This is a genomic window from Microvirga mediterraneensis, from assembly GCF_013520865.1.
GTDB classification, from domain to species: domain Bacteria; phylum Pseudomonadota; class Alphaproteobacteria; order Rhizobiales; family Beijerinckiaceae; genus Microvirga; species Microvirga mediterraneensis.
This window is the reverse complement of sequence record NZ_JACDXJ010000001.1, coordinates 4,681,682-4,703,417: the sequence shown is the minus strand read 5'-3', so window position 1 is coordinate 4,703,417 and position 21,736 is coordinate 4,681,682. Positions and strand designations below refer to the sequence as shown.

The 21,736-nt window shown below is 63.1% G+C and carries 18 protein-coding genes; 17 read left to right on the top strand and 1 reads right to left on the bottom strand.

Annotated features, from left to right (window positions below; translation table 11 throughout):
* The first annotated feature begins 607 nt into the window (after nt 1–607).
* From H0S73_RS22295 to H0S73_RS22230, 14 genes are all read left to right on the top strand, one after another.
* Entirely contained in the window at nt 608–1,798 is a 1,191-nt protein-coding gene (locus H0S73_RS22295; protein ID WP_181054184.1) for an ABC transporter substrate-binding protein, read from the top strand.
* Nucleotides 1,799–1,952: 154 nt separating this feature from the next.
* Entirely contained in the window at nt 1,953–2,876 is a 924-nt protein-coding gene (locus H0S73_RS22290; protein WP_181054183.1) for a branched-chain amino acid ABC transporter permease, read from the top strand.
* Between the two features lie 5 nt (nt 2,877–2,881).
* The gene (locus tag H0S73_RS22285) at nt 2,882–4,666 is read left to right on the top strand and encodes a branched-chain amino acid ABC transporter ATP-binding protein/permease (protein ID WP_181054182.1); all 1,785 of its coding nucleotides are present in this window, start codon (nt 2,882–2,884) and stop codon (nt 4,664–4,666) included.
* Nucleotides 4,667–4,681: 15 nt separating this feature from the next.
* A complete protein-coding gene (locus H0S73_RS22280; RefSeq protein ID WP_181054181.1) occupies nt 4,682–5,404 on the top strand; it encodes an ABC transporter ATP-binding protein in 723 nt (240 codons plus the stop codon).
* Nucleotides 5,405–5,436: 32 nt separating this feature from the next.
* A complete protein-coding gene (locus tag H0S73_RS22275; RefSeq protein WP_181054180.1) occupies nt 5,437–6,294 on the top strand; it encodes an IclR family transcriptional regulator in 858 nt (285 codons plus the stop codon).
* A 205-nt stretch (nt 6,295–6,499) separates the two neighbouring features.
* The gene (locus tag H0S73_RS22270) at nt 6,500–7,249 is read left to right on the top strand and encodes an SDR family NAD(P)-dependent oxidoreductase (RefSeq protein WP_181054179.1); all 750 of its coding nucleotides are present in this window, start codon (nt 6,500–6,502) and stop codon (nt 7,247–7,249) included.
* Nucleotides 7,250–7,259: 10 nt separating this feature from the next.
* Nucleotides 7,260–7,943 carry an EthD domain-containing protein gene (locus tag H0S73_RS22265; protein ID WP_181054178.1) on the top strand — a complete coding sequence of 228 codons (684 nt, stop codon included), beginning with the start codon at nt 7,260–7,262 and terminating at the stop codon, nt 7,941–7,943.
* Nucleotides 7,944–8,093: 150 nt separating this feature from the next.
* A complete protein-coding gene (locus tag H0S73_RS22260) occupies nt 8,094–9,824 on the top strand; it encodes an FAD-dependent oxidoreductase (RefSeq protein WP_181054177.1) in 1,731 nt (576 codons plus the stop codon).
* Between the two features lie 44 nt (nt 9,825–9,868).
* Entirely contained in the window at nt 9,869–11,077 is a 1,209-nt protein-coding gene (locus H0S73_RS22255; protein ID WP_181054176.1) for an NADH:flavin oxidoreductase/NADH oxidase, read from the top strand.
* Nucleotides 11,074–12,030, top strand: coding sequence for an MBL fold metallo-hydrolase (locus H0S73_RS22250; protein WP_181054175.1), 957 nt, complete (start codon nt 11,074–11,076; stop codon nt 12,028–12,030). The genes H0S73_RS22255 and H0S73_RS22250 overlap by 4 nt, the downstream gene beginning before the upstream one ends.
* Nucleotides 12,031–12,309: 279 nt before the next feature.
* Nucleotides 12,310–12,573: a hypothetical protein gene (locus tag H0S73_RS22245; protein WP_181054174.1), complete on the top strand. Its 264-nt coding sequence runs from the start codon at nt 12,310–12,312 to the stop codon at nt 12,571–12,573.
* A 246-nt stretch (nt 12,574–12,819) separates the two neighbouring features.
* Complete coding sequence (locus H0S73_RS22240; protein ID WP_181054173.1) at nt 12,820–13,320, top strand: PepSY domain-containing protein; 501 nt, start codon at nt 12,820–12,822, stop codon at nt 13,318–13,320.
* Nucleotides 13,320–13,982, top strand: coding sequence for a response regulator transcription factor (locus tag H0S73_RS22235; RefSeq protein WP_181054172.1), 663 nt, complete (start codon nt 13,320–13,322; stop codon nt 13,980–13,982). The genes H0S73_RS22240 and H0S73_RS22235 overlap by 1 nt, the downstream gene beginning before the upstream one ends.
* Nucleotides 13,979–15,373 carry a sensor histidine kinase gene (locus H0S73_RS22230; protein ID WP_181054171.1) on the top strand — a complete coding sequence of 465 codons (1,395 nt, stop codon included), beginning with the start codon at nt 13,979–13,981 and terminating at the stop codon, nt 15,371–15,373. The genes H0S73_RS22235 and H0S73_RS22230 overlap by 4 nt, the downstream gene beginning before the upstream one ends.
* A gap of 47 nt (nt 15,374–15,420) precedes the next feature.
* On the opposite strand, the gene H0S73_RS22225 is transcribed toward H0S73_RS22230, so the two are convergent.
* Nucleotides 15,421–16,674 carry an MFS transporter gene (locus tag H0S73_RS22225; RefSeq protein ID WP_181054170.1) on the bottom strand — a complete coding sequence of 418 codons (1,254 nt, stop codon included), beginning with the start codon at nt 16,672–16,674 and terminating at the stop codon, nt 15,421–15,423.
* Nucleotides 16,675–16,978: 304 nt separating this feature from the next.
* On the opposite strand from H0S73_RS22225, the gene fdnG reads away from it, so the two are divergent.
* The 3 genes from fdnG to H0S73_RS22210 are packed head-to-tail and all read left to right on the top strand — an operon-like array spanning nt 16,979 to nt 21,719.
* Complete coding sequence (gene fdnG / locus H0S73_RS22220; protein WP_181054169.1) at nt 16,979–20,062, top strand: formate dehydrogenase-N subunit alpha; 3,084 nt, start codon at nt 16,979–16,981, stop codon at nt 20,060–20,062.
* An 11-nt stretch (nt 20,063–20,073) separates the two neighbouring features.
* On the top strand, nt 20,074–21,024 hold the full coding sequence (gene fdxH / locus H0S73_RS22215; RefSeq protein ID WP_246389155.1) for a formate dehydrogenase subunit beta: 951 nt from the start codon (nt 20,074–20,076) through the stop codon (nt 21,022–21,024).
* Nucleotides 21,024–21,719, top strand: a complete 696-nt coding sequence (locus tag H0S73_RS22210; protein ID WP_181054168.1) for a formate dehydrogenase subunit gamma — start codon at nt 21,024–21,026, stop codon at nt 21,717–21,719. Before fdxH ends, H0S73_RS22210 begins: the two co-directional genes overlap by 1 nt.
* Nucleotides 21,720–21,736 lie beyond the last annotated feature (17 nt).

The following is a 21,736-nucleotide window of genomic DNA, read 5'->3' as shown; positions in this document are numbered from 1 at the left end:
CTCCCCAGCTGGTCCACCTGAAAAGAACCGCGTGCGAGGCGCCGTCCGGCTCTTCCACTCTCACACTCACAGCGAGCCGGGCGATGCACCGCACCCTCCCTCGACTGACCTTCAGGCTCGCAGCGCAAGCTGCGGGCCCAAAGGGGCTGGCTCTTTGACAGCGACCACCACACCCGCCGCGTTATGACCGGCCTCGTACCGGTCACCCCCGCCTTCGGAACCGCACCGCTGTCAAGACAGAAGTGCCTGGTACGAGCCAGCGCACCACGGCGGCAGGTTCTCGCCAGCCAGCTCCGATCCGGCGGTGACGCGACTAAAGTCGGCTATTCGTCTATTGCAAACGCGTTCGCTGTGAGCTACGACTGTCAGCAAGCTCTGACACAAGAGCGGCCATGAAAACGCAGTAGGAGAGAAGCGTCCTCATGCTGAGAACGGCGATGCTTGAGCCGTCGCGGCCGGCATGCGCGGGAAGAACTCCGCGCCGCTCCTCCCTTTCGTTCGACTTTCGACAACCGGCAGGTTCTTGCCGAGCTGAAAAAGCCTTGAGCGGGTGCGCGCGACCGGCGTTGCGCCCGCAGGAAACGCACCCATTGAGGGAAGGAACACCATGACGCCAAAATCTGCAGCGCTGAAAGCGGCTCTTCTCGGAACCGCGCTCACCATCTCGACCGCCGGCTATGCCCAGGATATCAAGATCGGCTTCAACGGCGATCTGTCGGCTTCGCCGTCCGCCCAGAGCGGACAGGCCGGCGTGCTTGGCATCCAGGCCGCGATCGAAGACATCAACGCCGCGGGCGGCATTCTCGGCCGCAAGATGACGCTCGTGGTTCGCGACGATCTCTCGCAGCCGCCCAAGTCGATCCAGAACATGAGCGACCTGATCGACAACGAGAAGGTCGTCACGGTTCTCGGCCCGACCAATTCCGGCAATGCGCTGGCCTGGAAGCACATTCCCAACCAGAAGAAGAATCCGTCCATCGGCTGCATCGGCTCGGCGACGGACATCACGAAGGCAGCGGGCGGCGAGAACTACATGTACCGCGTGTCGATGGTCGACCGCGCGCAGGTTGCCGGTCTCATCGCCTATGCGAAGAACAATCCTTCCACCAAGAATGTCGGTTACCTCGTCGAGACCACCGGCTATGGCCAGGGCGGCTTGAAGGATCTTCAGGAACTCGGCGATGCCAAGGGTCTGAAGCCGGTTGCGACCGAGAAGTTCGGCGTCAACGACACCGACATGACCTCGCAGCTCAACAAGATGAAGGCTGCGGGCGTCGACACGGTTCTCGTCTGGGCGCAGGGCACTCCCATCGGCCAGCTCGTGCGCAGCATGGAGAAGATCAACTACTTCCCCGTGACGCTGACCTCATGGTCTTCGGACAATGCGAGCTTCTTCGACACGGCCGGCAAGACCCTCGCCGAGAAGCCGATCTTCATGCGCACGATCACGGAGGACCGTACGCCGAAGCAGCAGCAGCTCTACGATCGCCTCGCTCCCAAGCTGACCTCCAAGAGCGCCTTCAGCTTCGCGGCGCATTGCTACGACGCGACGATGATCGCGGCGGCCGCCATCAAGCAGGCGGGCAGCACCGAAGGACCGAAGATGCGCGAGGCGCTCGAGAACCTTCAGGCGCCGGTCGACGGCATCATGAAGACCTACAACAAGCCGTTCTCCGCGACCGAGCACGAGGCGCTGACCGCCTCCGACTATCGCTGGACGCACTGGAAGGACGGCAAGCTCGTGTCCTACAGCGACGATGTGGTGAAGGCCCTGAAACCTTCGGACTTCACCCAGTAATCCGGTGACCATGAGAGGCGGCGCCACGCGCGTGGCACCGCCTCTCGAGACCGGCAGCATCTTCGCCCGCGAACCTGTCCGCTTCGCCGGACGATGCTCCGGGCCCGCCGGCCATGATCGACCGGCCTGACACCTTGCACCGTTGGAACGCGCCATGCTGGACGTATATCTCCAGACTCTCCTGAGCGGCCTCGCCGTCGGCGGGGTCTATGCCCTGATCGCCCTCGGCTTCAGCATCACCTTCACGACCACGAAGACGCTCAACTTCGCCCAGGGCGAGTTCATCTCGTTCGGCGCCTTCATCGGCGTGACGATGCTCCTCCTCCTGTCCGGCCTCGCCGGAACGGCGACGGCGGTTCCGAGCGAAGCGGCGGCCGCCTGGCGCTATCCGGCGGCCGTCGTCGGCGCCGGGGTCGTGGCGGGCGTCATGGGCATCCTCATTTTCGTCCTCGCGGTGCGCCCCTTCGCCGGCAAGGGCGGCATGAACTGGGTGATGAGCACCATCGGGTTCGGCGTGATCCTGCAGAGCATCGGCCTCGCCATCTGGGGGCCCGCTCCCGTCATGGTGCCGTCTCCCCTGGGCGACGACGTGCTGCGCATCGCCGGGGCAGGGGTGCGCCCGCAGGAGCTGCTCGTGCTCGCCTGCGCCATCCTGATCATGATCGCGCTCGATCTCGTTATGCGCCGCACGCGCATCGGCAAGGCTATGATGGCCGTCGCGCATTCGCCGCAGACCGCGAGCCTCATGGGCATCAATGTCAACCTGGTCATGATCGGCGCGTTCGCCCTGTCGAGCGGTCTTGCGGGCGTGGCCGGCGTGCTGATCGCGCCGATCGCCTCGGCGTCGCTTTTCATGGGCATGGGTTTTGCCCTCAAGGCCTTCTCCGGCGCCATCATCGGCGGATTGAACAACCCGCGCGGCTGCATCTATGGCGGCTTCATCCTGGGCGTCCTGGAATCCGGCGTCGGACTCTGGCAGGCGCAATGGCGCGAGATCGTCGTCTTCGGCCTGATCATCCTCGTTCTGGCATTCCGCCCGGCGGGCCTCTTCGGCCGGGCCGCCGTCGACAAGGTTTAACGCGCATGCGCCACGTCATCGGATCCATCGTCCTCGTTGCGGCTCTCGCGGTCGGCGCCTCGTTCATCGAGAACGAGTTCTACCTGCGCACGCTGTTCATGATCTGCGTCTATTTCTTGTGCGCCGCAGGCATGAACGTGCTGCTCGGATTCGCGGGGCAGAAGTCTCTCGGCCAAGCGGGGCTCTTCGCCGCGGGCGCCTATGCGGTCGCTTTGTTGACCACGCGCTACGAGATCGGTCCCTGGCTGTCGCTGTTGCTCGCCTGCTTCGTCTCAGGTGTCTTCGGCATCCTGATCGCCGTGCCCTCCCTGCGGGTAAAGGGGCCGAGCCTTGCCATGGTGACTTTGGCCTTCGGCATCGTCATCGAGAAGGTGGTGACGGAAGGCTCCGAGGTGTTCGGCGGTGCCATGGGCATCTACTCCATCCAGCCTCTGAACATCGGCGGCACGCCTTTCACGATGGTGCAGTGGGTCTGGTTCGGGTTGCTCCTGTGCCTCGTGGCCCATCTTCTGCTCCGCAATCTGCTTCGCGGACGGTTCGGGCGTGCGTTCCTGTCCCTCCAGGCCGACGAGGTGGCCGCCGGAGCGGTCGGCGTGGCGGTCTATCGCTACAAGGTGCTCGCCTTCGTGATCGCGGCCGTGACCTGCGGCCTTGCGGGCGCCTTGGTGGCGCAGCAGAACCAGTACATCAATTCCGACTTCATCAATTTCCACCTGTCGGTCTTCATCCTGCTGCTGGTGCTGTTCGGCGGAAGCGGATCGCTCTACGGGCCGTTGCTCGGATCCGTAACGCTCGTGATCATCGGAGCGCTCGTGGCGCGCTGGTCCTGGATCGAGCATTTCGTCAACGGCGCGCTGCTGCTCTTCGCCCTCTACGCGATGCCCAAGGGTTTGGCGGGCGTCTTCGGATCGCTCTTCCAGAAGATCGGACTGGTTCGCGCCGCGAGCGCGGATGCCGGCGCGATGCAAGGCATGGCTGCTCCCAAGCTGCCGACCAGGGCTGTGCTGCAGGCTGGTGCGGGAAGCCTTCTGACGGCCGACAAGCTCAACAAGGCTTTCGGCGGCGTCGTTCCGGCAAGGGATGTTTCCGTCACTCTCACGGAAGGGCATATCCATGCCCTGATCGGCCCCAATGGGGCGGGCAAGAGCACCTTCATCAACATGCTCACCGGGATCATCCGCCCGGACCAGGGCAAGGTGACCTTCCTGGGAAGCGAGATCACCCAGCAATCCGTGCATGGAATCTGCGACCAGGGGATCGCCCGGACCTTCCAGAATCTCAGGCTGTTCAAAGATCTGTCCGTGCGCGAGAACGTGCTGCTGGGCCAGCATTCCCGGATGCGGAACGGCTTCGCCTCATCGCTCCTGGGCCTGCCCAAGGCGTGGCGGGAAGAGGCCCAGGCGCTGCGCAAGGTCAATGCGATCCTGGCCTTCACGGGTCTCTCGCGCTATGCCGAGACACCGGCCGGAAGCCTGGCTTACGGCCTCCAGCGCCGGGTCGAGCTGGCGCGGGCTCTCGCATCCGAGCCGTTCCTTCTCCTGCTCGACGAGCCGGCCGCGGGCCTGAACCCGCAGGAGACGGCGGAGCTGGGGCAATTGCTCGTGCGCATCCGCAACGAGGGGATCACGATCCTTTTGATCGAGCATCACATGGACCTCGTCATGTCCATCTCGGACCACGTGATCGTTCTCGACTACGGTCAGAAGATTGCCGAAGGCGCGCCTGCCAAGATCCAGGCCGACCCGAGGGTCATGGAAGCCTATCTCGGCACCTCAACCGAGGCGGCCTAGGCCAGGAGAGCGACAATGCTGAAAATTCAGGACGTTCATCTCGCCTACGGCCCGATCTGCGCTGTCCGCAAGGCCAGCATCGAGGTCGAAGCCGGCGAGGTCGTCGCCATCGTCGGCGGCAACGGCGCCGGAAAGAGCACTCTGTTGAAAGGGATTGCCGGTTTGATGCCGGTCAGCTCCGGGCAGATCCTGTTCGAACAGGAAGACGTCACCCGGCTTCCGCCCCATCGCAGGGTCGCGCGCGGCATCGCCCTGTCTCCCGAGGGGCGGCAGGTTTTCCCGGACCAGAGCGTCTACGACAACCTGACCCTGGGGGCCTATTTCAGGCGCTTGTCCAACGATGCTCTGGAGGCCGAGGTCGAGGAGCAGTTCAAGCTGTTTCCCCGCCTGCGCGAGCGCCGAAACCAGATGGCCGTGACCCTGTCGGGCGGCGAGCAGCAGATGCTCGCCATCGCCCGGGCGCTCATGGGCAAGCCCCGGCTGCTCCTCCTCGACGAGCCCTCGCTCGGCCTCGCGCCGAAGATCATCCAGGAAATCTTCGACATCATCGTATCTTTGCGCCGGTCCGGCATCACAATCCTTCTTGTGGAACAGATGGCCAATATGGCACTGGCCATCGCGGACAGGGCCTATGTTCTTGAGACCGGCAATGTGACATTGTCCGGAACAGGGCAGCAGCTCCTTCACGATCCGAAGGTTCGCGCGGCCTATCTTGGGGTATCCCACGGCACGGCGTGACGCCGCTGCCTTGGGAAAGATTGGATTGAGCCATGAGTATCGACGGACGCGGCGTACAATCGGTCGAGGTCGGGGGCAGGATCCTCGCGGCGCTGGTCAAGGCGGGAAAGCCCTTGATGCTGCGCGAATTGGCCACCCTGGCGGATGTCGCACCGGCCCAGGCGCATGCCTATCTCGTCAGCTTCCGCAAGCTGGAGCTCGTCGAGCAGGATGCGGCGAGCGGGCGCTATCTGCTCGGCCCCTTCGCCCTGCAGCTCGGCATCGCGCGCCTGCGAAGCTTCGATCCTCTGCGCCTCGCCGCGCATGCGGTCGTCGAATTCGCCGAAGAGATCGGCCTCATGGTGACCATCGCCGTATGGGGAACCCACGGCGCCACCATCGTCCAGGTCCAGGAAGGCAGCGATCAGGTCCATGTGAACGTGCGGACCGGAACCGTCTTCTCGATCACCGGCACGGCCACCGGCAAGGTCTTCGCCGCGTTCATGCCTCCGAAGATCGTCGAGGCGCAATTGGCCGAGGAGCTCCGCAAAGGCGCCCGCATCCAGGGCGTCGGCGCGCCGACCTCGCGCAAGGAGCTGGAAGCCGAAGTGGCAACCGCCAGACGGCTCGGCTACGCGACCACCGAGAGCAAGCCCGTCACGGGCATCAACGGCATTGCAGCTCCCGTCTTCGATTACAGTGGACAGATGCAGCTCGCCATCACGCTGATCGGCCCCACGGGCGTTCTCGACATCGGCCCCAAGAGCGCCGATGCGAAGGCCCTGCTGGCTTTTACCCGAAAGCTCTCGGCACAGCTTGGCTATGCGCCGCATGAGAATGGCGGAGCCTCCTCGGAGGAAGGAGCCGAGATCGTCATGGCGCCTGTCGCCAAGCGTCGCCGTCGCGCTTAGCCGCGCATTCTCACCAAATTCCTTCGGTGCTGTACTCTCTGCGGTGCGGAGCGTCTTCTGCTGCGTTGTCGCCTTTCTCGAAGCCAATAGGCCGATCTACGACTATTCGCCATTTGCGAACGCGTTCGCCATATGATTATTGTGATCAGCGCTCGATAGCTCATGCCCGGGCATTGCACCAATCACCATCAGGGAGCCGAAACAGATGTTGCTCAAAGGGCGTATCGCACTTGTCACCGGTGCCGGCCAAGGAAACGGCGCCGCCATTGCACGCGGGCTCGCCGCGGAGGGAGCGCGGGTCATCGTGACCGATCTGAATGGTGATGCGGCCAGGCAGACGGCAGAGGGCATCGTCCAGGCGGGAGGCGAGGCCTGGTCCTACACGCTCAACGTTGCCGATGCCGAGGCCTGCACGGCACTGGCGCGCGAGGTCGACGCTTCCATCGGACAAGTCTCGGTTCTCGTCAACAATGCGGGCATATGCCCGCGCAACACGATCGACAGCCCCGACGTGCGCCGCTCCTGGGATGCCGCGATGCAGGTCAATCTCGACGGCACGCTCAATGTGACGCTGGCATTCGTCGCTGCATTGCGGGCAACGAAAGGAACAATCATCAACATGGCGTCGATCGCTTCCTTCGTGTCGACATCCACGTCTATCAGCTATTCTACTTCGAAGGCCGCCGTGCGCATGCTGACGCAGAATCTTGCGCAGGAACTCGCAAAGGACGGCGTTCGCGTGAACGCGATCGCGCCGGGCACGCTCAACACGCCGATGACTGAAGCCACGCGTACCAATCCCGAGCGAGCGGAACGATTTCTTGCGCGCATTCCGCTCGGCCGCTTCGGTGAGCCCGAGGAGCTGATCGGCCCGACGGTCTTCCTCGCCTCCGACATGTCGAGCTACGTGACGGGCACGACGCTCGTCGTCGACGGTGGCTACCTCGCCGTCTGAGGAGAGCGTCATGATCGTTCGCATGGGACTTCTGACCCGCAAGCCGGGTGTGAGCATCGAAGACTTCCGCAGCCATTGGCGGGACGTGCATGGACCTTTGGCGGCCCGTCTGCCGGGCTTGAGGCATTACCATCAGAACCACGTCGTCGACAGCAGCCAGCTTGCCATCGACCATGCCAGGGGCGCCTGGTCGATCGATGGAATTTCCGAGCTGTGGTTCGACAGCGTCGACGACATGCGCCGGGCGATCTCGTCCGATGCCTATCGGGAGGTCGCTCAAGACCATGTGCGCTTCGTGGGCGACACGGGATTGATCACAGCCGAGCAGAACGTCGTCGTGCCGGTGGCGGCGGGACCGCTCGTCAAGCGCATGTCGATCCTGACGCGTAAGAAAGGCCTGACGCCCGAACAGTTCAAGGCGGAATGGTGGGGCTTCCATGCCGATGCGGTGAAGAATTTTCCGAACCTCATGGGCTACACACAGAATTTCGTCACAGACCGCAGCGCCGCTCTGGGGCAAGCGGGAGCCTACGAGGCGCTGCCCATCGACGGCATGGTGGAGCTGTGGTTCCGCTCCGTTGCCGATATCGAAGCGGCATTCCGCTCTCGCGCGGCGCATGTCTCGCAGACCCACGCGCTCAGCTTCATCGAGGAAATCACCACGTTCCTCGTCGAAACGCACGAAGTGGTCTGACAACGGGCAGCCCGGGACGTCTGGAAGAGATTCAAGGCATCTTGAAATAGCGAATGCGTTCGTCTAAAACAAATTCAACAAACGCATTCGCAAATGCTGAATCAGGAGCGCTCATCGGACGATAGAGCGGGGCGAGGTATGAGGAACGCCATGAAGCCGACGAAAACTGTCACCTGCGATGTTCTGGTTGTTGGGTCCGGCGCCGGCGGTTTCGCGACCGCGCTGACAGCCAAGCTTCACGGCCTCGACGTGATCATCACGGAGAAGGAGCCGGTCTTCGGCGGGACGACCGCCCGCTCAGGCGGTTGGATGTGGATACCCTGCAATCCGCTGGCGAAGCGTGAAGGATTCAAGGATTCCCGCGAGGCGGCGCGCACCTATCTCCAGCATGAGGCCGGTAACCACTTCGATGCCGCACGCATCGACGCCTTTCTCGACAATGGCCCGAAGATGGTCGAGTTCTTTCAGGAAAAGACCGAGATGGATTTCACCCTCGGTCCGGCCTTCTCCGATTATCATCCCGACGCTCCCGGCGGCATGTCCGGCGGCCGCTCCGTTGTGGCAACGCCTTATGATGGACGCAAGCTCGGCAAGGAGATCGCCCGCCTGAGGCCTCCGCTGAAGGAGATCACCTTTCTCGGCATGATGATCGGATCGGGCAAGGAACTGCTGCACTTCTTCAACGTAACACGCTCCGTCAAGTCCGCCGCCTATGTGGGCGTGCTTCTGGCCAAGTATGGTCGCGACCTCGTCTCTCATGGTCGTGCAATGCGGCTGACGAACGGCAATGCTCTGATCGGGCGTCTCGCCAAGTCCGCATTGGACCAGAACATCCCGATCTGGACCTCGTCGCCCGTGAAGGACCTGATCGTTCAAGGTGGAGCGGTGAAGGGAGCCTTGGTCCAGACCGAGGATGGAATGACGGAAGTTCTCACCCGTCGCGGCGTGGTGTTGGCGGCCGGCGGTTTTCCGCAGGACATGCTGCGCCGAAAAGAACTGTTCCCGCATGCGCCGACGGGGGCCGAGCACTGGTCTCCCGCCCCTCCCGGCAACACGGGTGACGGTATTCGTCTGGGCGAACGGGTCGGGGGCAAAGCAATCGACGGCCTTCCCAATGCGGCAGCCTGGGTTCCCGTATCCCTCGTTCCGCGCCGTGACGGCACTTCAGGTCCGTTCCCGCATTTCATCGACCGCGGCAAGCCCGGCGTCATTGCCGTGACGAAGGGCGGTCAGCGCTTCACGAACGAGGCGAATTCCTACCACGATTTCGTTCAGGCCATGGTCAACGCCTGCGGCGACGATCCGGAAAAGGCAGCTTGGCTCATCGTCGATCATCCGACGATCCGCCGCTACGGTCTCGGCTTCGTGAAGCCATTCCCGGTGCCCCTGACGCCTGCGCTGCAGAACGGTTATCTGGTGAAAGGGCGCACCCTGCGCGAGTTGGCGGAGAAGATCGGCATCAATGCCGCTAAGTTCGAGCTGACGGTCGCGACCTATAACCGTGATGCGCGCCGGGGAGAGGACCCTCAGTTCAAGCGCGGCAGCACGGCGTATAACCGCTATCTCGGCGATCCGGACCACAAACCCAATCCTTGCGTCGGTCCTATCGAGAACGGTCCATTCTATGCGGTGAAAGTCGTGCCGGGAGATCTCGGCACCTTTGCGGGCCTGCGCACCGACGCCGACGCGCGGGTAATCGATGAGAGCGGAAATGCCATTCCCGGACTCTATGCCGCCGGCAACGACATGGCGAGCATCATGGGCGGCAATTATCCCGGCGGGGGCATCACGCTCGGGCCGGCCATGACCTTCGGCTTCATCGCAGGGCGGCATCTCGCCGGGGCCGACGCTGTGTCGACCGCCAACCGTCCGGCTGCCTGAGGCGCGGCGCGAGAGCGCTTATCAACCGTTCTGGAGAGTGAGCGATGAAATCTGCGTACCAACGGCCACGGCTCTTCGAACCCTTGACGATCAGGGGCCTCACTCTCAAGAACCGCGTCGTCATCTCGCCCATGTGCCAGCATTCGGCCGAACGGGGCTTGGCGGGTGCATGGCATCTGGTCCATCTCGGCAAGTTTGCCTTGGGTGGAGCAGGGTTGATCTTCGTCGAGAGCACGGCCGTCGCGCAGCACGCGCGGATCGGCGTGCGGGATGTTGGTCTGTGGACGGATGAACAAGTCGCTCCTTTCAAGGCAGTTGTCGACTTCGTCCATGAGAATGGCGCTGCCATCGGAGTGCAGCTCGCCCATGCGGGGCGAAAAGCTGGCTCGCAGGCCCTGTGGGAGGGCGGCAGGGCGCTCACGATGGAGCAGTTGCATGAGACCGGCGAGCCATGGCGGCGCGTCGGCCCGAGCGCCATCGCGGCCGGACCGGAATGGTCTGTTCCCGATGCTATGTGCGTGGACGAAATCGCCAGCGCCCGACGGATGTTCGTCGATGCCGCCATACGGGCGGAGCAGGCTGGGTTCGATGTCCTGGAACTGCATTTCGGACACGGCTACCTCGTCGCATCCTTCCTCTCGCCGGGATCCAATCTCCGCGAGGACGAGTATGGCGGCTCGCGCGAGAACCGCATGCGGCTCGGCCTCGAAATCGCCGCCGACGTGCGCGCCGTATGGCCGGAGGAAAAGCCGCTCTTCGTGCGCATCTCGGCCGTCGATGGAACGGAAGGCGGATGGGGCATGGACGATTCCGTCGTGTTCGCACGGGAGCTCAAGGCCATCGGCGTGGATGTGATCGATTGCTCCTCCGGCGGGCTCTCGGATGAAACGCGCAACATGAACGTCCCGCGTGGACTTGGCTTTCAGGTACCGTTCTCCGAGCGCATTCGCCGCGACGCGAATGTCAGGACCCAGGCCGTCGGCGTCATCCTCGACGGTCACCAGGCGGAAGCGATCCTTCAGGACGGCAAGGCGGATCTGATTGCCATTGGCCGACAGGCTCTTTACGATCCCTACTGGCCCCACCACGCGGCTCACGCGCTCGGCCATGGTCATGGGTTTGAGGATTGGCCGGTTCAGCATGGGCCTTGGCTCGCAAAGCGAGCACCGCTCATGGAGAAGCTCAAGTTTACTGATAACAGCGTCAGGAGTCTGGCAGGCTCCGGCCATCAGCTGGGAGAAACAGCACAATGACTGCCAAAGCTTTTGCCTCGACAGGCGACATGGCCGCCAAGACAGTGTCGTTCACCGAGATCGGACCGGATCTCTATGCCTACACGGCCGAGGGCGATCCCAATTCCGGCATCATCGTGGGCGATGACGGCTGCATGGTCATCGACGCCCAGGCCACGCCCGCCATGGCCGAGGACGTGATTGCCCGCGTGCGCACCATCACCGACAAGCCGATCAAGTACGTGGTTCTCTCCCACTACCACGCCGTGCGGGTGCTCGGCGCCTCCGCCTATAAGGCGCAGGGCATCATCGCCTCGAATGCCACTTACGATCTGATCGTCGAGCGCGGCGAGCAGGACAAGGCCTCTGAGATCGGCCGCTTCCCACGCCTGTTCCGCGGCGAGAGCAGCATCCCGGAGGGCCTGACCTGGCCGACGCTCACTTTCGAAAGCGGCATGTCTGTGTTCTTAGGAAAACGCGAGGTCAAGCTGTTCCATCTCGGTGCCGGCCACACGGCGGGCGACATCGTCGCCTGGGTGCCGGATGCCGAGGTGATGTTCACCGGGGATCTGGTGGAGTACCATTCAGCCTGCTATTGCGGCGACGCTCATCTGCGCGAATGGCCCCAGACACTCGATTCCATTCTCGACTTCCAGCCCAAGGCCATCGCGCCGGGACGAGGAGATGCCTTGCAGGGTGACCAGGCGGTGCGCGAGGCCGTGGCGATGACCCGCGATTTCGTCAACACGCTCTATGGCGCGGCCGAGCTGTCTGTGGCACGCGGGCGCTCGTTAAAGGAAACCTTTGCCGCCACGCGCGAGGTGATGGACCCAAAGTTCGGAAATTTCGCCATCTACGAGCATTGCCTCCCGTTCAACGTCTCGCGCGCCTTCGACGAAGCCTCCGGAATCGACCATCCTGTCATCTGGACCGCCGAACGCGACCGCGACATGTGGGCTCAGCTCCAGGGATAGGGATAACAACCGCACGAGAGGGATCATCCCTCTCGTGCGGATAACATTGCGCGAAGCGCCAAAGCGTCTCTTTTATCGACCGTTGATCCTGCGGTCATCTCCAGGCTCGAAGCGCCTGTCGCGATCCACGCGCCCTCCATTGTCCTCCGAAACGCTTGCGTCATCCGCTCCGCGCCCCCGCACCCGACGCATCTCGGCGAGATCGTCCGTCCCACGCGTGCGGGTCCGGGTCTGGTGCTGATCCTGGGTTCTTGTCCGGGATCCGTCATCCGCTCGGCTGTGATTGCGCGTGTTGTCCTCGCGGCTTCGGCTCGGACCATCATCTGCGCCACGCCCGCGTCCGCGCCCGGCATCGCCGCCACGGGGGCCGCCGTCATCGCTGTTCCGGCCGCGTCCGTTATCGTCTCCGCCCCGTCCTCCGCGCTCGCCGCTGTCGTCTCCGCTTCGCGTGCCGCCGTGGTCGTCGCCCCCGCGTCCTCCTCGTCCACCGCTGTCATCTCCGCCGCGGCCGCCGTCATCGCTGCCACGAGCCGATGCCGGTGACAAATAGGCACTTGCGACAGCCGCCGGAACGGCTGCAGCCGTCAGGGACGCCAGAACTGCACCCAGAACCAGTACGCTCGGTCCGCTCTTCATTGGCTTCAGCATCGTATTCCTCCGTTCATCCGGCGCGAGAGATCGGCGCCGATGCCCTGGCAATCTGAACGGAACCGGGCATGTGAACCTGATGGGCTATGTCAGCGAAATATCAGGTTCGGCGTGCTATGCTGGATCGCTTTGGAAGATTTCATGATCCGACGTCAGCTTATAGTCCTCCTCGCGGCCACCGTGGCTTTTACCGCCCTGGAGAGCTCCTGGCCCTTCACCGCGGCCGCCAAGGATGGCGATGGCGGCGGTGGAGGAGGGGGAGAAGGCGGCCATGGGGGCGGAGACAGCAGCGGCCGAGGAGGTGGGGATGACCGCGGCCAGGACAAGGGCGGCGACGATGGAGGGCGCGGACGCGGGCGAGGACGTGGCGGGGACGATGACGAGCCGACCCAACGCGGCTGGGGCAGGACCTCATCCGAGAATGCCCGGGAGGCCGTCTCGCAGGGCTGGGCCCTTGCCCTGAACGCGGTGCTGCCGACTGTCTCGCGGGCCGTTCCCGGTAAGATCCTGGAGGTCGATCTCCGGCAATCCTGGAGCGGCCAGTGGCGTTACGAATTTCTCGTTCTCACTCGGGACCGCCGCTATCAGGAGGTGGTTGTCGATGCCCGCAACAATCAGATCCTCCAGATCCGGAGACGCTAATGAGAGTTCTTCTCGTCGAAGATGAGCTGGCCATTGCCCGCGACATCCAGCACGCACTGGCCGGAACCGGGTATGTGGTGGATGTCGTCCGCGATGGGGAGGAAGGCTGGTTCCGGGCTTCGACCGAAGAGTACGATGCGCTCATCCTGGACTTGGGATTGCCGAAGCTCGACGGTTTGTCCGTGGTGCGGCGGCTGCGGGACGAGGCCAGCACCGTCCCGATCCTCGTTCTCACGGCCCGGGGCTCCTGGCTGCAAAGGGTCGAGGGCATCGATGCCGGTGCCGACGATTATCTGACCAAGCCCTTCGAGATGGAGGAGCTGCTGGCCCGGCTGGCCGCCCTGTTGCGGCGGGTCGGGCGTCATGTCACGCCGCTAATCGAGGTCGGGGCCCTGCATATCGATACACGGCGACTGCGGGTGCTGCTCAACGGCAGAGCCATCGAGCTGTCGCCCCTCGAGTTTCGTCTGCTCAGATACCTGGCTCACAACCGGGATCGCGTCGTCGCCCAGAGCGAACTCGTCGAGCACGTCTATGGTTCGGACGAGCCGGAAAGCAATGCGGTCGAGGCCCTCGTGGCCCGTCTCCGGCGCAAGATCGGAACGGACACGATCGGCACCCGGCGCGGCCACGGCTACATCATGGAGACGCCTGTGCCATGATCTGCAATTCCATTCGTCTGCGGCTGCTGGTCGTCGCCGTGACATCCATCCTTGTGACGATTGCGGTGGCTGGCGCCTCCCTCGTCGTGTTCTTCGAACGACAGGTGCTCCGCTATGTCGAGCAGGATCTCAACATCCATTGGACGGAGCTTGCGACGGCCTTCGGCACGGAAGGAGAGGCCGGGATAGGCCAGAAGTTGACGGACCCGCGCTATCACCAGCCGTATGGCGGGGCCTATTGGCAGGTTTCCGAGGGCGGGCGCCCGATCATGCGGTCGCGTTCGCTCTGGGACAAGGAACTTCCCTTGGCCGGATCGCGTGAAGAGACTGATCGGGACAAGGCCTTCGAGATCGACGGTCCCGATGGATCGGAGCTTTACGTGATCGAACGGGAGGTCACGGTGGACGGCGACCAGGGGCCGCGCCGTGTCAGCCTGTCCGTCGCCCTCGATCATGGCCAGGTCGTCGAGCTGCGTCAGGCCTTCGGGTGGGATGTCACACGGGTCCTCATCCCCATAGCGGCCGTCCTCGTCCTCTTCGCATGGCTCCAGCTCTCGCTGGGCCTGCGCCCCTTGCGGGCCGTAGGGCAAGAATTGAGTGCCGTTCAGACCGGCCAGATCCGGCGCATGATGCAACGCTTCCCCGTAGAGGTGGAGCCGCTCGCCGAGAGCATCAACAGGCTGCTCGACCGGCAGGAGGATCTTGTCCGCAAGGCTCGTGATCGCGCCGGCGCATTGGCCCATGGGCTGAAGACCCCGTTGACGATTCTTCGCGGGGAGGTGAGGCGGCTTGAACAGGCGGGCCTGCAGGATGTCGCGGGATGCATGCAGGAGCAGCTGCAGCTGATCTACACGCATGTCGAGCGCGAGGTGGCGCGCGCCCGCACCAGCGGCGCATCCGTGGGCTGCGGCGCTTATACGCAGGTGGACGAGACCATTGCCCGCCTCTTGAGACTGATGCAGCACATGCCCAGAGGAGAGCGGCTGATGTGGGAGGCCGATATCCCTGCGGATCTGGCGGTCGACATGGATCCTCACGACTTCGGCGAGGTTATGGGCAATCTCCTCGACAATGCCCGCAAGTGGGCGAAGACGCAGGTCACGGTCCAAATCGAGAGGCTGGGCGACAAGGCTCGGATCAGCGTCGAGGACGACGGACCAGGCTTCGCCGGTCATGCTCGCGGGGAGAGACCCGAGCGCGGCGTGCCGGCACGCTCCGATCCGGACTCGAGCGGGCTCGGCCTTGGGATCGTGGAAGACATCCTGGCGGAGTACGGAACAGGTGTCGATATCGAGGGCAATGGACGCTGCCGCATCGTGTTCGACATTCCCCTTTCGCGGCCGGGGCAGCTTCCCATGCCATCGAAGAGCGCCGTGCCGATGAGGTCGTAGGAGAGAAAATTGTCGCGGGAATGCTCATCGGCCTCGGCGCTGAAGGACTATGCCTTCTGAGGTTCGACGTTTCTCGTCACTTCGCTGCGGACGAGCTGGTCCCGACGGGCAAGGTCGGGGAACCAGAATCTCCAGAGAACCGCAAGCGTGAAGGTCCCGATGCCGCCGATCACGACGGCCGCGGGAGCCCCTACCAGCCAAGCCAGCGTCCCTGACTCGAACTCGCCGAGTTCATTGGAGGCACCGATGAACACCGTGTTCACCGCTGCCACGCGGCCCCGTAACTCATCCGGCGTCTCCGCTTGGACGAGGGTCTGGCGGACGACCACGCTGACCATGTCGGCGGCGCCGAGGACGGCGAGCAGCACGAGCGTCAGGCCGAAACTCGTCGACAATCCGAAGCCTATCGTCGCCAGTCCAAAGATACCGACTGCCTGCAGCATTCGCAGGCCGGCGCGGCGGGTGATAAGGGACGAGTGGGCCAGCACGATCGCCATGGTGACGGCGCCGACGGCCGGCATGGAGCGCAGGAGGCCAAGCCCCCATGGACCCACATGGAACACGTCGCGGGCGAAGATCGGCATCAGGGCCGTCGCTCCTCCGAGAAGGACGGCGAACAGGTCCAGGGAGATCGCTCCGAGCAGAAGCGGTCTCGTCCGCAGGAAGACTAGGCCTGCCACGAGACGGGACCAGGTCACAGGCTCCCGTTTGACCTCGGCGGGCCGCAGGCGCAAAGCGGCGATGAGCAGGGCGGCCAGCCCGAAACAGGCGGCCGACCCCAGGAACGGCGCTGTCGGATGAACCGCATAGAGAATGCCTCCGACTGCCGGGCCGCTGATGGTGGCGACCTGCATGACGGACGAGTTCCAGGCGATCGCGTTCGCCAGATCGCCCGTGGGCACCAGCGTCGGAACGATCGCCTGCGCGGCGGGGTTTCCGAAGGCTCGGGCCGCACCGAAGGCCACCAGAAGGCCGTAGATAGGCCAGAGGCTCGGCACACTCGCATGCACCTGCACCAGCAAGCCGAGAGCGGTCAGGGCCATCGCCGAGAAGACGAGGAGGAGGATCCAACGCCGGCTGTACCGGTCTGCGACAAGGCCGGTGACGAGCACGAGGGCCATCGTGGGCAGGAACGACGCGAGCCCGACAAGGCCGAGATTCAGCGCAGAGCCGCTGATGTCGTAAACGAGCCATGCAACGGCTACGGTTTGGATCTGAACGGCAAGCGCCATGGCAAACCGGGCTGCGCAGAACAACCGGAAATCCATATGGCGGAAAGCCGCCCAACCCCTAGACCCCATCTCGCGTGCCCTAACCCCTGTCTGGATATGGCGTGAGCCTCTCTAGCGCATCGGGCGGAAAAGTGGATCCGAATTTTTGCCGATGCCGACACTTGGGATCTCGCTCAACGATGCACTCTTCGACACGCAGGTATACGAGGAATGGCCTGTCCCAATCGCCGACCCGATGTTTCACATGTAGGCCACGCTTCATACGCGGAAAGGTCCAGATCAAGCGTGCGAAGTTTGACACTAGAAATGTTCGAAACTAACCTATTTTACAGTAGAGAAGTTGTTGCAGTGCGAAATCATAGGGAGGGTGACCATGAACATGGAACTCTCACGACGCGGCTTCCTCAAGGCTGCAGGCGTGGGTGTTGCCGGGACCACGATGGGAGCCTTCGGGTTCGCAGATCTTGAGGCGGCGCAGGCCGCGGCCATTAGGCCCTTCAAGCTGACGAACACGATGGAGACGCGCAATACCTGCCCGTATTGCTCCGTGGCCTGTGGCATCATCATGTATTCGAAGGGGGACCTCCGGAAGGGCGAGACTGCCGAGATCGTCCACATCGAAGGTGATGCCGACCACCCGACGAACCGCGGCACCCTCTGCCCGAAAGGGGCAGCCCTCAAGGATTTCGTGACGGCGGAGACCCGCCTGAAATACCCAATGGTCCGCAAGCCGGGTTCCGACAAGTTCGAGCGGATATCATGGGATCAGGCGCTCGACCGCATTGCAAGGCTGATGAAGGAAGATCGCGACGCGAACTTCATCGCCGCGAACGAGGCCGGCGTCCCGGTCAATCGCTGGACGACGGTCGGCTTCCTGGCCGCCTCGGCAACCACGAACGAAACAGCATGGCTGACCTATAAGGTCGTCCGCAGCACGGGAATCGTCGCATTCGATAATCAGGCGCGCGTTTGACACGGCCCCACGGTGTCCAGTCTGGGCCCAACTTTCGGTCGTGGCGCGATGACCAATTCTTGGACGGATATCCGTAATACGGATCTCGTCGTCATCATGGGCGGCAATGCCGCTGAAGCGCATCCGTGCGGCTTCAAATGGGTCACGGAAGCGAAGGCCAATCGTGGCGCGAAGCTGATCGTCGTCGATCCGCGCTATACCCGCTCGGCCTCGGTGTCAGACTTCTACGCACCCATTCGGCAGGGGACTGATATCGCGTTCCTGCTCGGCGTGATCAATTACTGCATCCAGAACGACAAGGTGCAGTGGGAATACGTGAAGGCCTTCACCAACGCGGCCTATATCGTGAAGGAGGGCTTTGCCTATAACGACGGCCTGTTCACGGGCTACGACGAGAACAAGCGCGACTACGATCGTTCGACTTGGGAGTACGAGATCGGTCCGGACGGCTTTGCCGTGGTCGATGATACACTGCAGCATCCGCGCTGCGTCTGGAACATGCTCAAGGCTCATGTGGCGACCTACACGCCCGAAATGGTCGAACGTATCTGCGGCACGCCCAAGGACAAGTTCCTGAAGGTGGCGCAGATGATCTCCGAATGCTCGTCTCCGACAAAGACTATGACGTCGATGTATGCGCTCGGCTGGACCCAGCATTCCAAAGGATCGCAGAACATCCGATCCATGGCGATGCTGCAGCTCATCCTTGGCAATATCGGCGTGCGTGGCGGCGGCATGAATGCCCTGCGCGGACATTCGAACATTCAGGGTCTGACCGATATCGGTCTCATGTCGAACCTGATACCGGGCTACCTGAACATCCCGGTGGAGCGGGAGGCTGATTTCGCGACCTACATGTCGAGCCGGGCGTTCAAGCCGCTGCGGCCGAACCAGACCAGCTACTGGCAGAACTACAAGAAGTTCTTCGTCAGCTTCCAGAAGATCATGTGGGGTGACGCGGCGACGGCGCAGAATGACTTCGCCTACCAGTACCTGCCCAAGCTCGACGTGCCCGCCTATGACGTGCTGCGCACCTTCGAGATGATGCATCAGGGCAAGGTGAACGGATATTTCTGCCAGGGTTTCAATCCGCTTCTGGCTTTCCCCAACCGCCAGAAGATCACGGAGTCGTTGTCGCGGCTGAAATGGCTCGTGACCATGGATCCCCTGGAGACGGAAACGTCCCGGTTCTGGGAGAACCACGGCGAGTACAACAACGTGAATCCCTCCTCCATCCAGACGGAGGTGTTCCAGCTTCCCTCGACCTGCTTCGCGGAGGATGATGGCGCACTGGTCAATTCGGGCCGCTGGCTGCAATGGCACTGGGCGGGCGGGAGCCCTCCCGGCGAGGCGAAGCACGATACGTGGATCATGGCGCAGATCTACCGGCGGCTGCGCGCGCTCTACGAGAAAGAGGGCGGAGCCTTCCCGGATCCGATCCTCAATCTCACCTGGAACTACCAGGACCCGAACGAGCCTTCCCCTGAAGAACTCGCCAAGGAACTCAACGGCTATGCGGTCGAGACCCTCACCGATCCGGCGGATCCGGCCAAGGTCGTGCTGGAGAAGGGCAAGCAGCTCGTCAACTTCTCCGTCATGCGCGATGATGGCACGACCGCTTGCGCCTGCTGGATCTATTCCGGCTGCTTCAACGAGGCCGGCAACAACATGGCGCGCCGGGACAATACCGACCCGGACGACACGGGTGCCTATCCCAACTGGTCGTTCTCCTGGCCGCTCAACCGGCGCATTCTCTACAACCGCGCCTCGGCGGACCTACAGGGCAACCCTTGGGATCCGACGCGCAAGCTGATCGCCTGGGATGGAACGAAATGGTCAGGCTACGACGTTCCGGACATCGCACCCACTGCGAAGCCTGGCGAAGTCGGCCCCTTCATCATGAACCAGGAAGGCGTGTCGCGTCTCTTCGCCCGCGGTCTCATGCGGGAAGGGCCATTCCCGGTTCATTACGAGCCATTCGAGGCTCCGATCGCCAACGTGATCGCGCCGAAAATCCGGGGCAATCCCGTCGCGCGTATCTTCCAGAGCGATGTTGCGCAGTTCGCCACATCGGAGGAATTCCCCTATGCGGCGACCTCTTATCGCCTCACGGAGCATTTCCACTATTGGACGAAGCACAATCGTGTGAACGCGGCGCTTCAGCCGGAATTCTTCGTAGAGATCTCCGAGCAGCTCGCGGCGGAAAAGGGCATCGCGCACGGTTCATGGGTGCGAGTCTGGTCCAAGCGCGGCGAGGTGAAGGCGAAAGCCGTCGTGACGAAGCGCATCAAGCCTCTCATCTGCGACGGCAAGTCCGTCCATGTGGTGGGCATTCCGCTGCATTGGGGCTTCACCGGCCAGGCGCGCAAGGGCTGGGGGCCGAATTCTCTCACGCCTTTCGTTGGCGACGCCAATATCGAGACGCCTGAATACAAGGCTTTCCTGGTCAACATCGAGCCCACGACGGCGCCGGCAACGGTCTGAGGAGAAGCGGAATGGAACCCAGTCCTCATACCGCAACCAGCAATCCGCCGGTCGCCGCCGCCAATACAAACCTGACGGAGCGGGATCTCGTTCGCCGCTCCGCTTCGACCATACCACCGCCCGCGCGGCAGCTGGAACCCGTCGCGAAACTCATAGACGTATCGAAATGCATCGGCTGCAAGGCCTGCCAGTCGGCATGCATTGAGTGGAACGATACTCATCCGGCGATCGAGACCAACACGGGTGTCTACGAGAACCCGCATGACCTGACGCCCGACATGTTCACCCTGATGCGGTTCACCGAATGGGACAATCCGCAGACGGGCAATCTCGAATGGCTGATCCGCAAGGACGGCTGCATGCATTGCGAAGATCCTGGCTGTCTGAAGGCCTGCCCCGCGCCCGGAGCCATCGTGCAGTATTCCAACGGCATCGTGGATTTCGTGCACGAGAACTGCATCGGCTGCGGCTATTGCATCAAGGGATGTCCGTTCAACATCCCGCGCATCTCCAAGGTCGATCATACGGCCTATAAATGCACGCTCTGCTCAGACCGGGTCGCCGTGGGGCAGGGACCTGCCTGCGCGAAGGCCTGCCCGACCCACGCGATAAGCTTCGGCACAAAGGACGACATGAAGAAGCTGGCCGACAGCCGCATCGAGGATCTCAAGTCGCGTGGCTACGATAATGCCGGCCTCTATGATCCGCCGGGCGTCGGAGGAACGCATGTGATGTACGTTTTGCACCACAACGATCAGCCGGAGATCTATGCGGGACTGCCGAAGGACCCAAAGGTCAGCCCCATCGTGAATGCCTGGAAGGGAATGGCCAAGTATCTCGGCTTCGCCGCCATGGGGCTCGCGGCGGCGGCAGGCGTTCTCCATTCGGCGCTGGTCAGCCCAAATCGGGTCACGCGGGAGGATGAGGAAAAGGCCGAGGATCTCGTGAAGGAGAAGACCTGATGGCACAGACGAGCATCGAGAAGGAAGATGCGATCCATCCGGGTAAACCGGTCGTCGTCGATCGTTATAATCTGGGCGCGCGGGCCAATCATTGGATCACGGCGATATCGCTCGTCCTTCTTGCTCTCTCCGGCCTTGCCTTTTTCCATCCCTCCCTCTTCTTCCTGACGGGCCTGTTCGGCGGCGGACAAAGCGCCCGGGCCCTCCATCCCTGGATTGGCGTCGTTCTGTTTTTCAGCTTCGCGGGTCTCTTCATCCGGTTCTGGCGCGCCAACCTGCCGGAGAAGGCGGATCGGGCCTGGCTCGCCCATGCCGGCGACATGATCAAGGGCGACGAGGAGAAGGTACCGCCGGTCGGGCGCTACAATCCGATCCAGAAGTTCAATTTTTGGGTCATGTCGCTCCTGATCATTGCTTTGATCCTGACCGGGCTCGCGATTTGGGATCAGTATTTCTACGACTGGACCACCATTCCCCAGAAACGTGTCGCGGTGCTCATCCATTCGCTCACGGCCGTGGCGCTGATCTGCATCTGGATCGCCCATGTTTATGCGGCGATCTGGGCGCGGGGAACGCTCAGGGCCATGACGCGCGGCTCGGTGACGGGTGGCTGGGCCTGGAAGCATCACCGGCTCTGGTTGAAGGAGTTGGCGGATCGTCATAGAGTGAAGAAGCCGGTTACACCTGCCGAGTAGGCGCATGATGACACGTG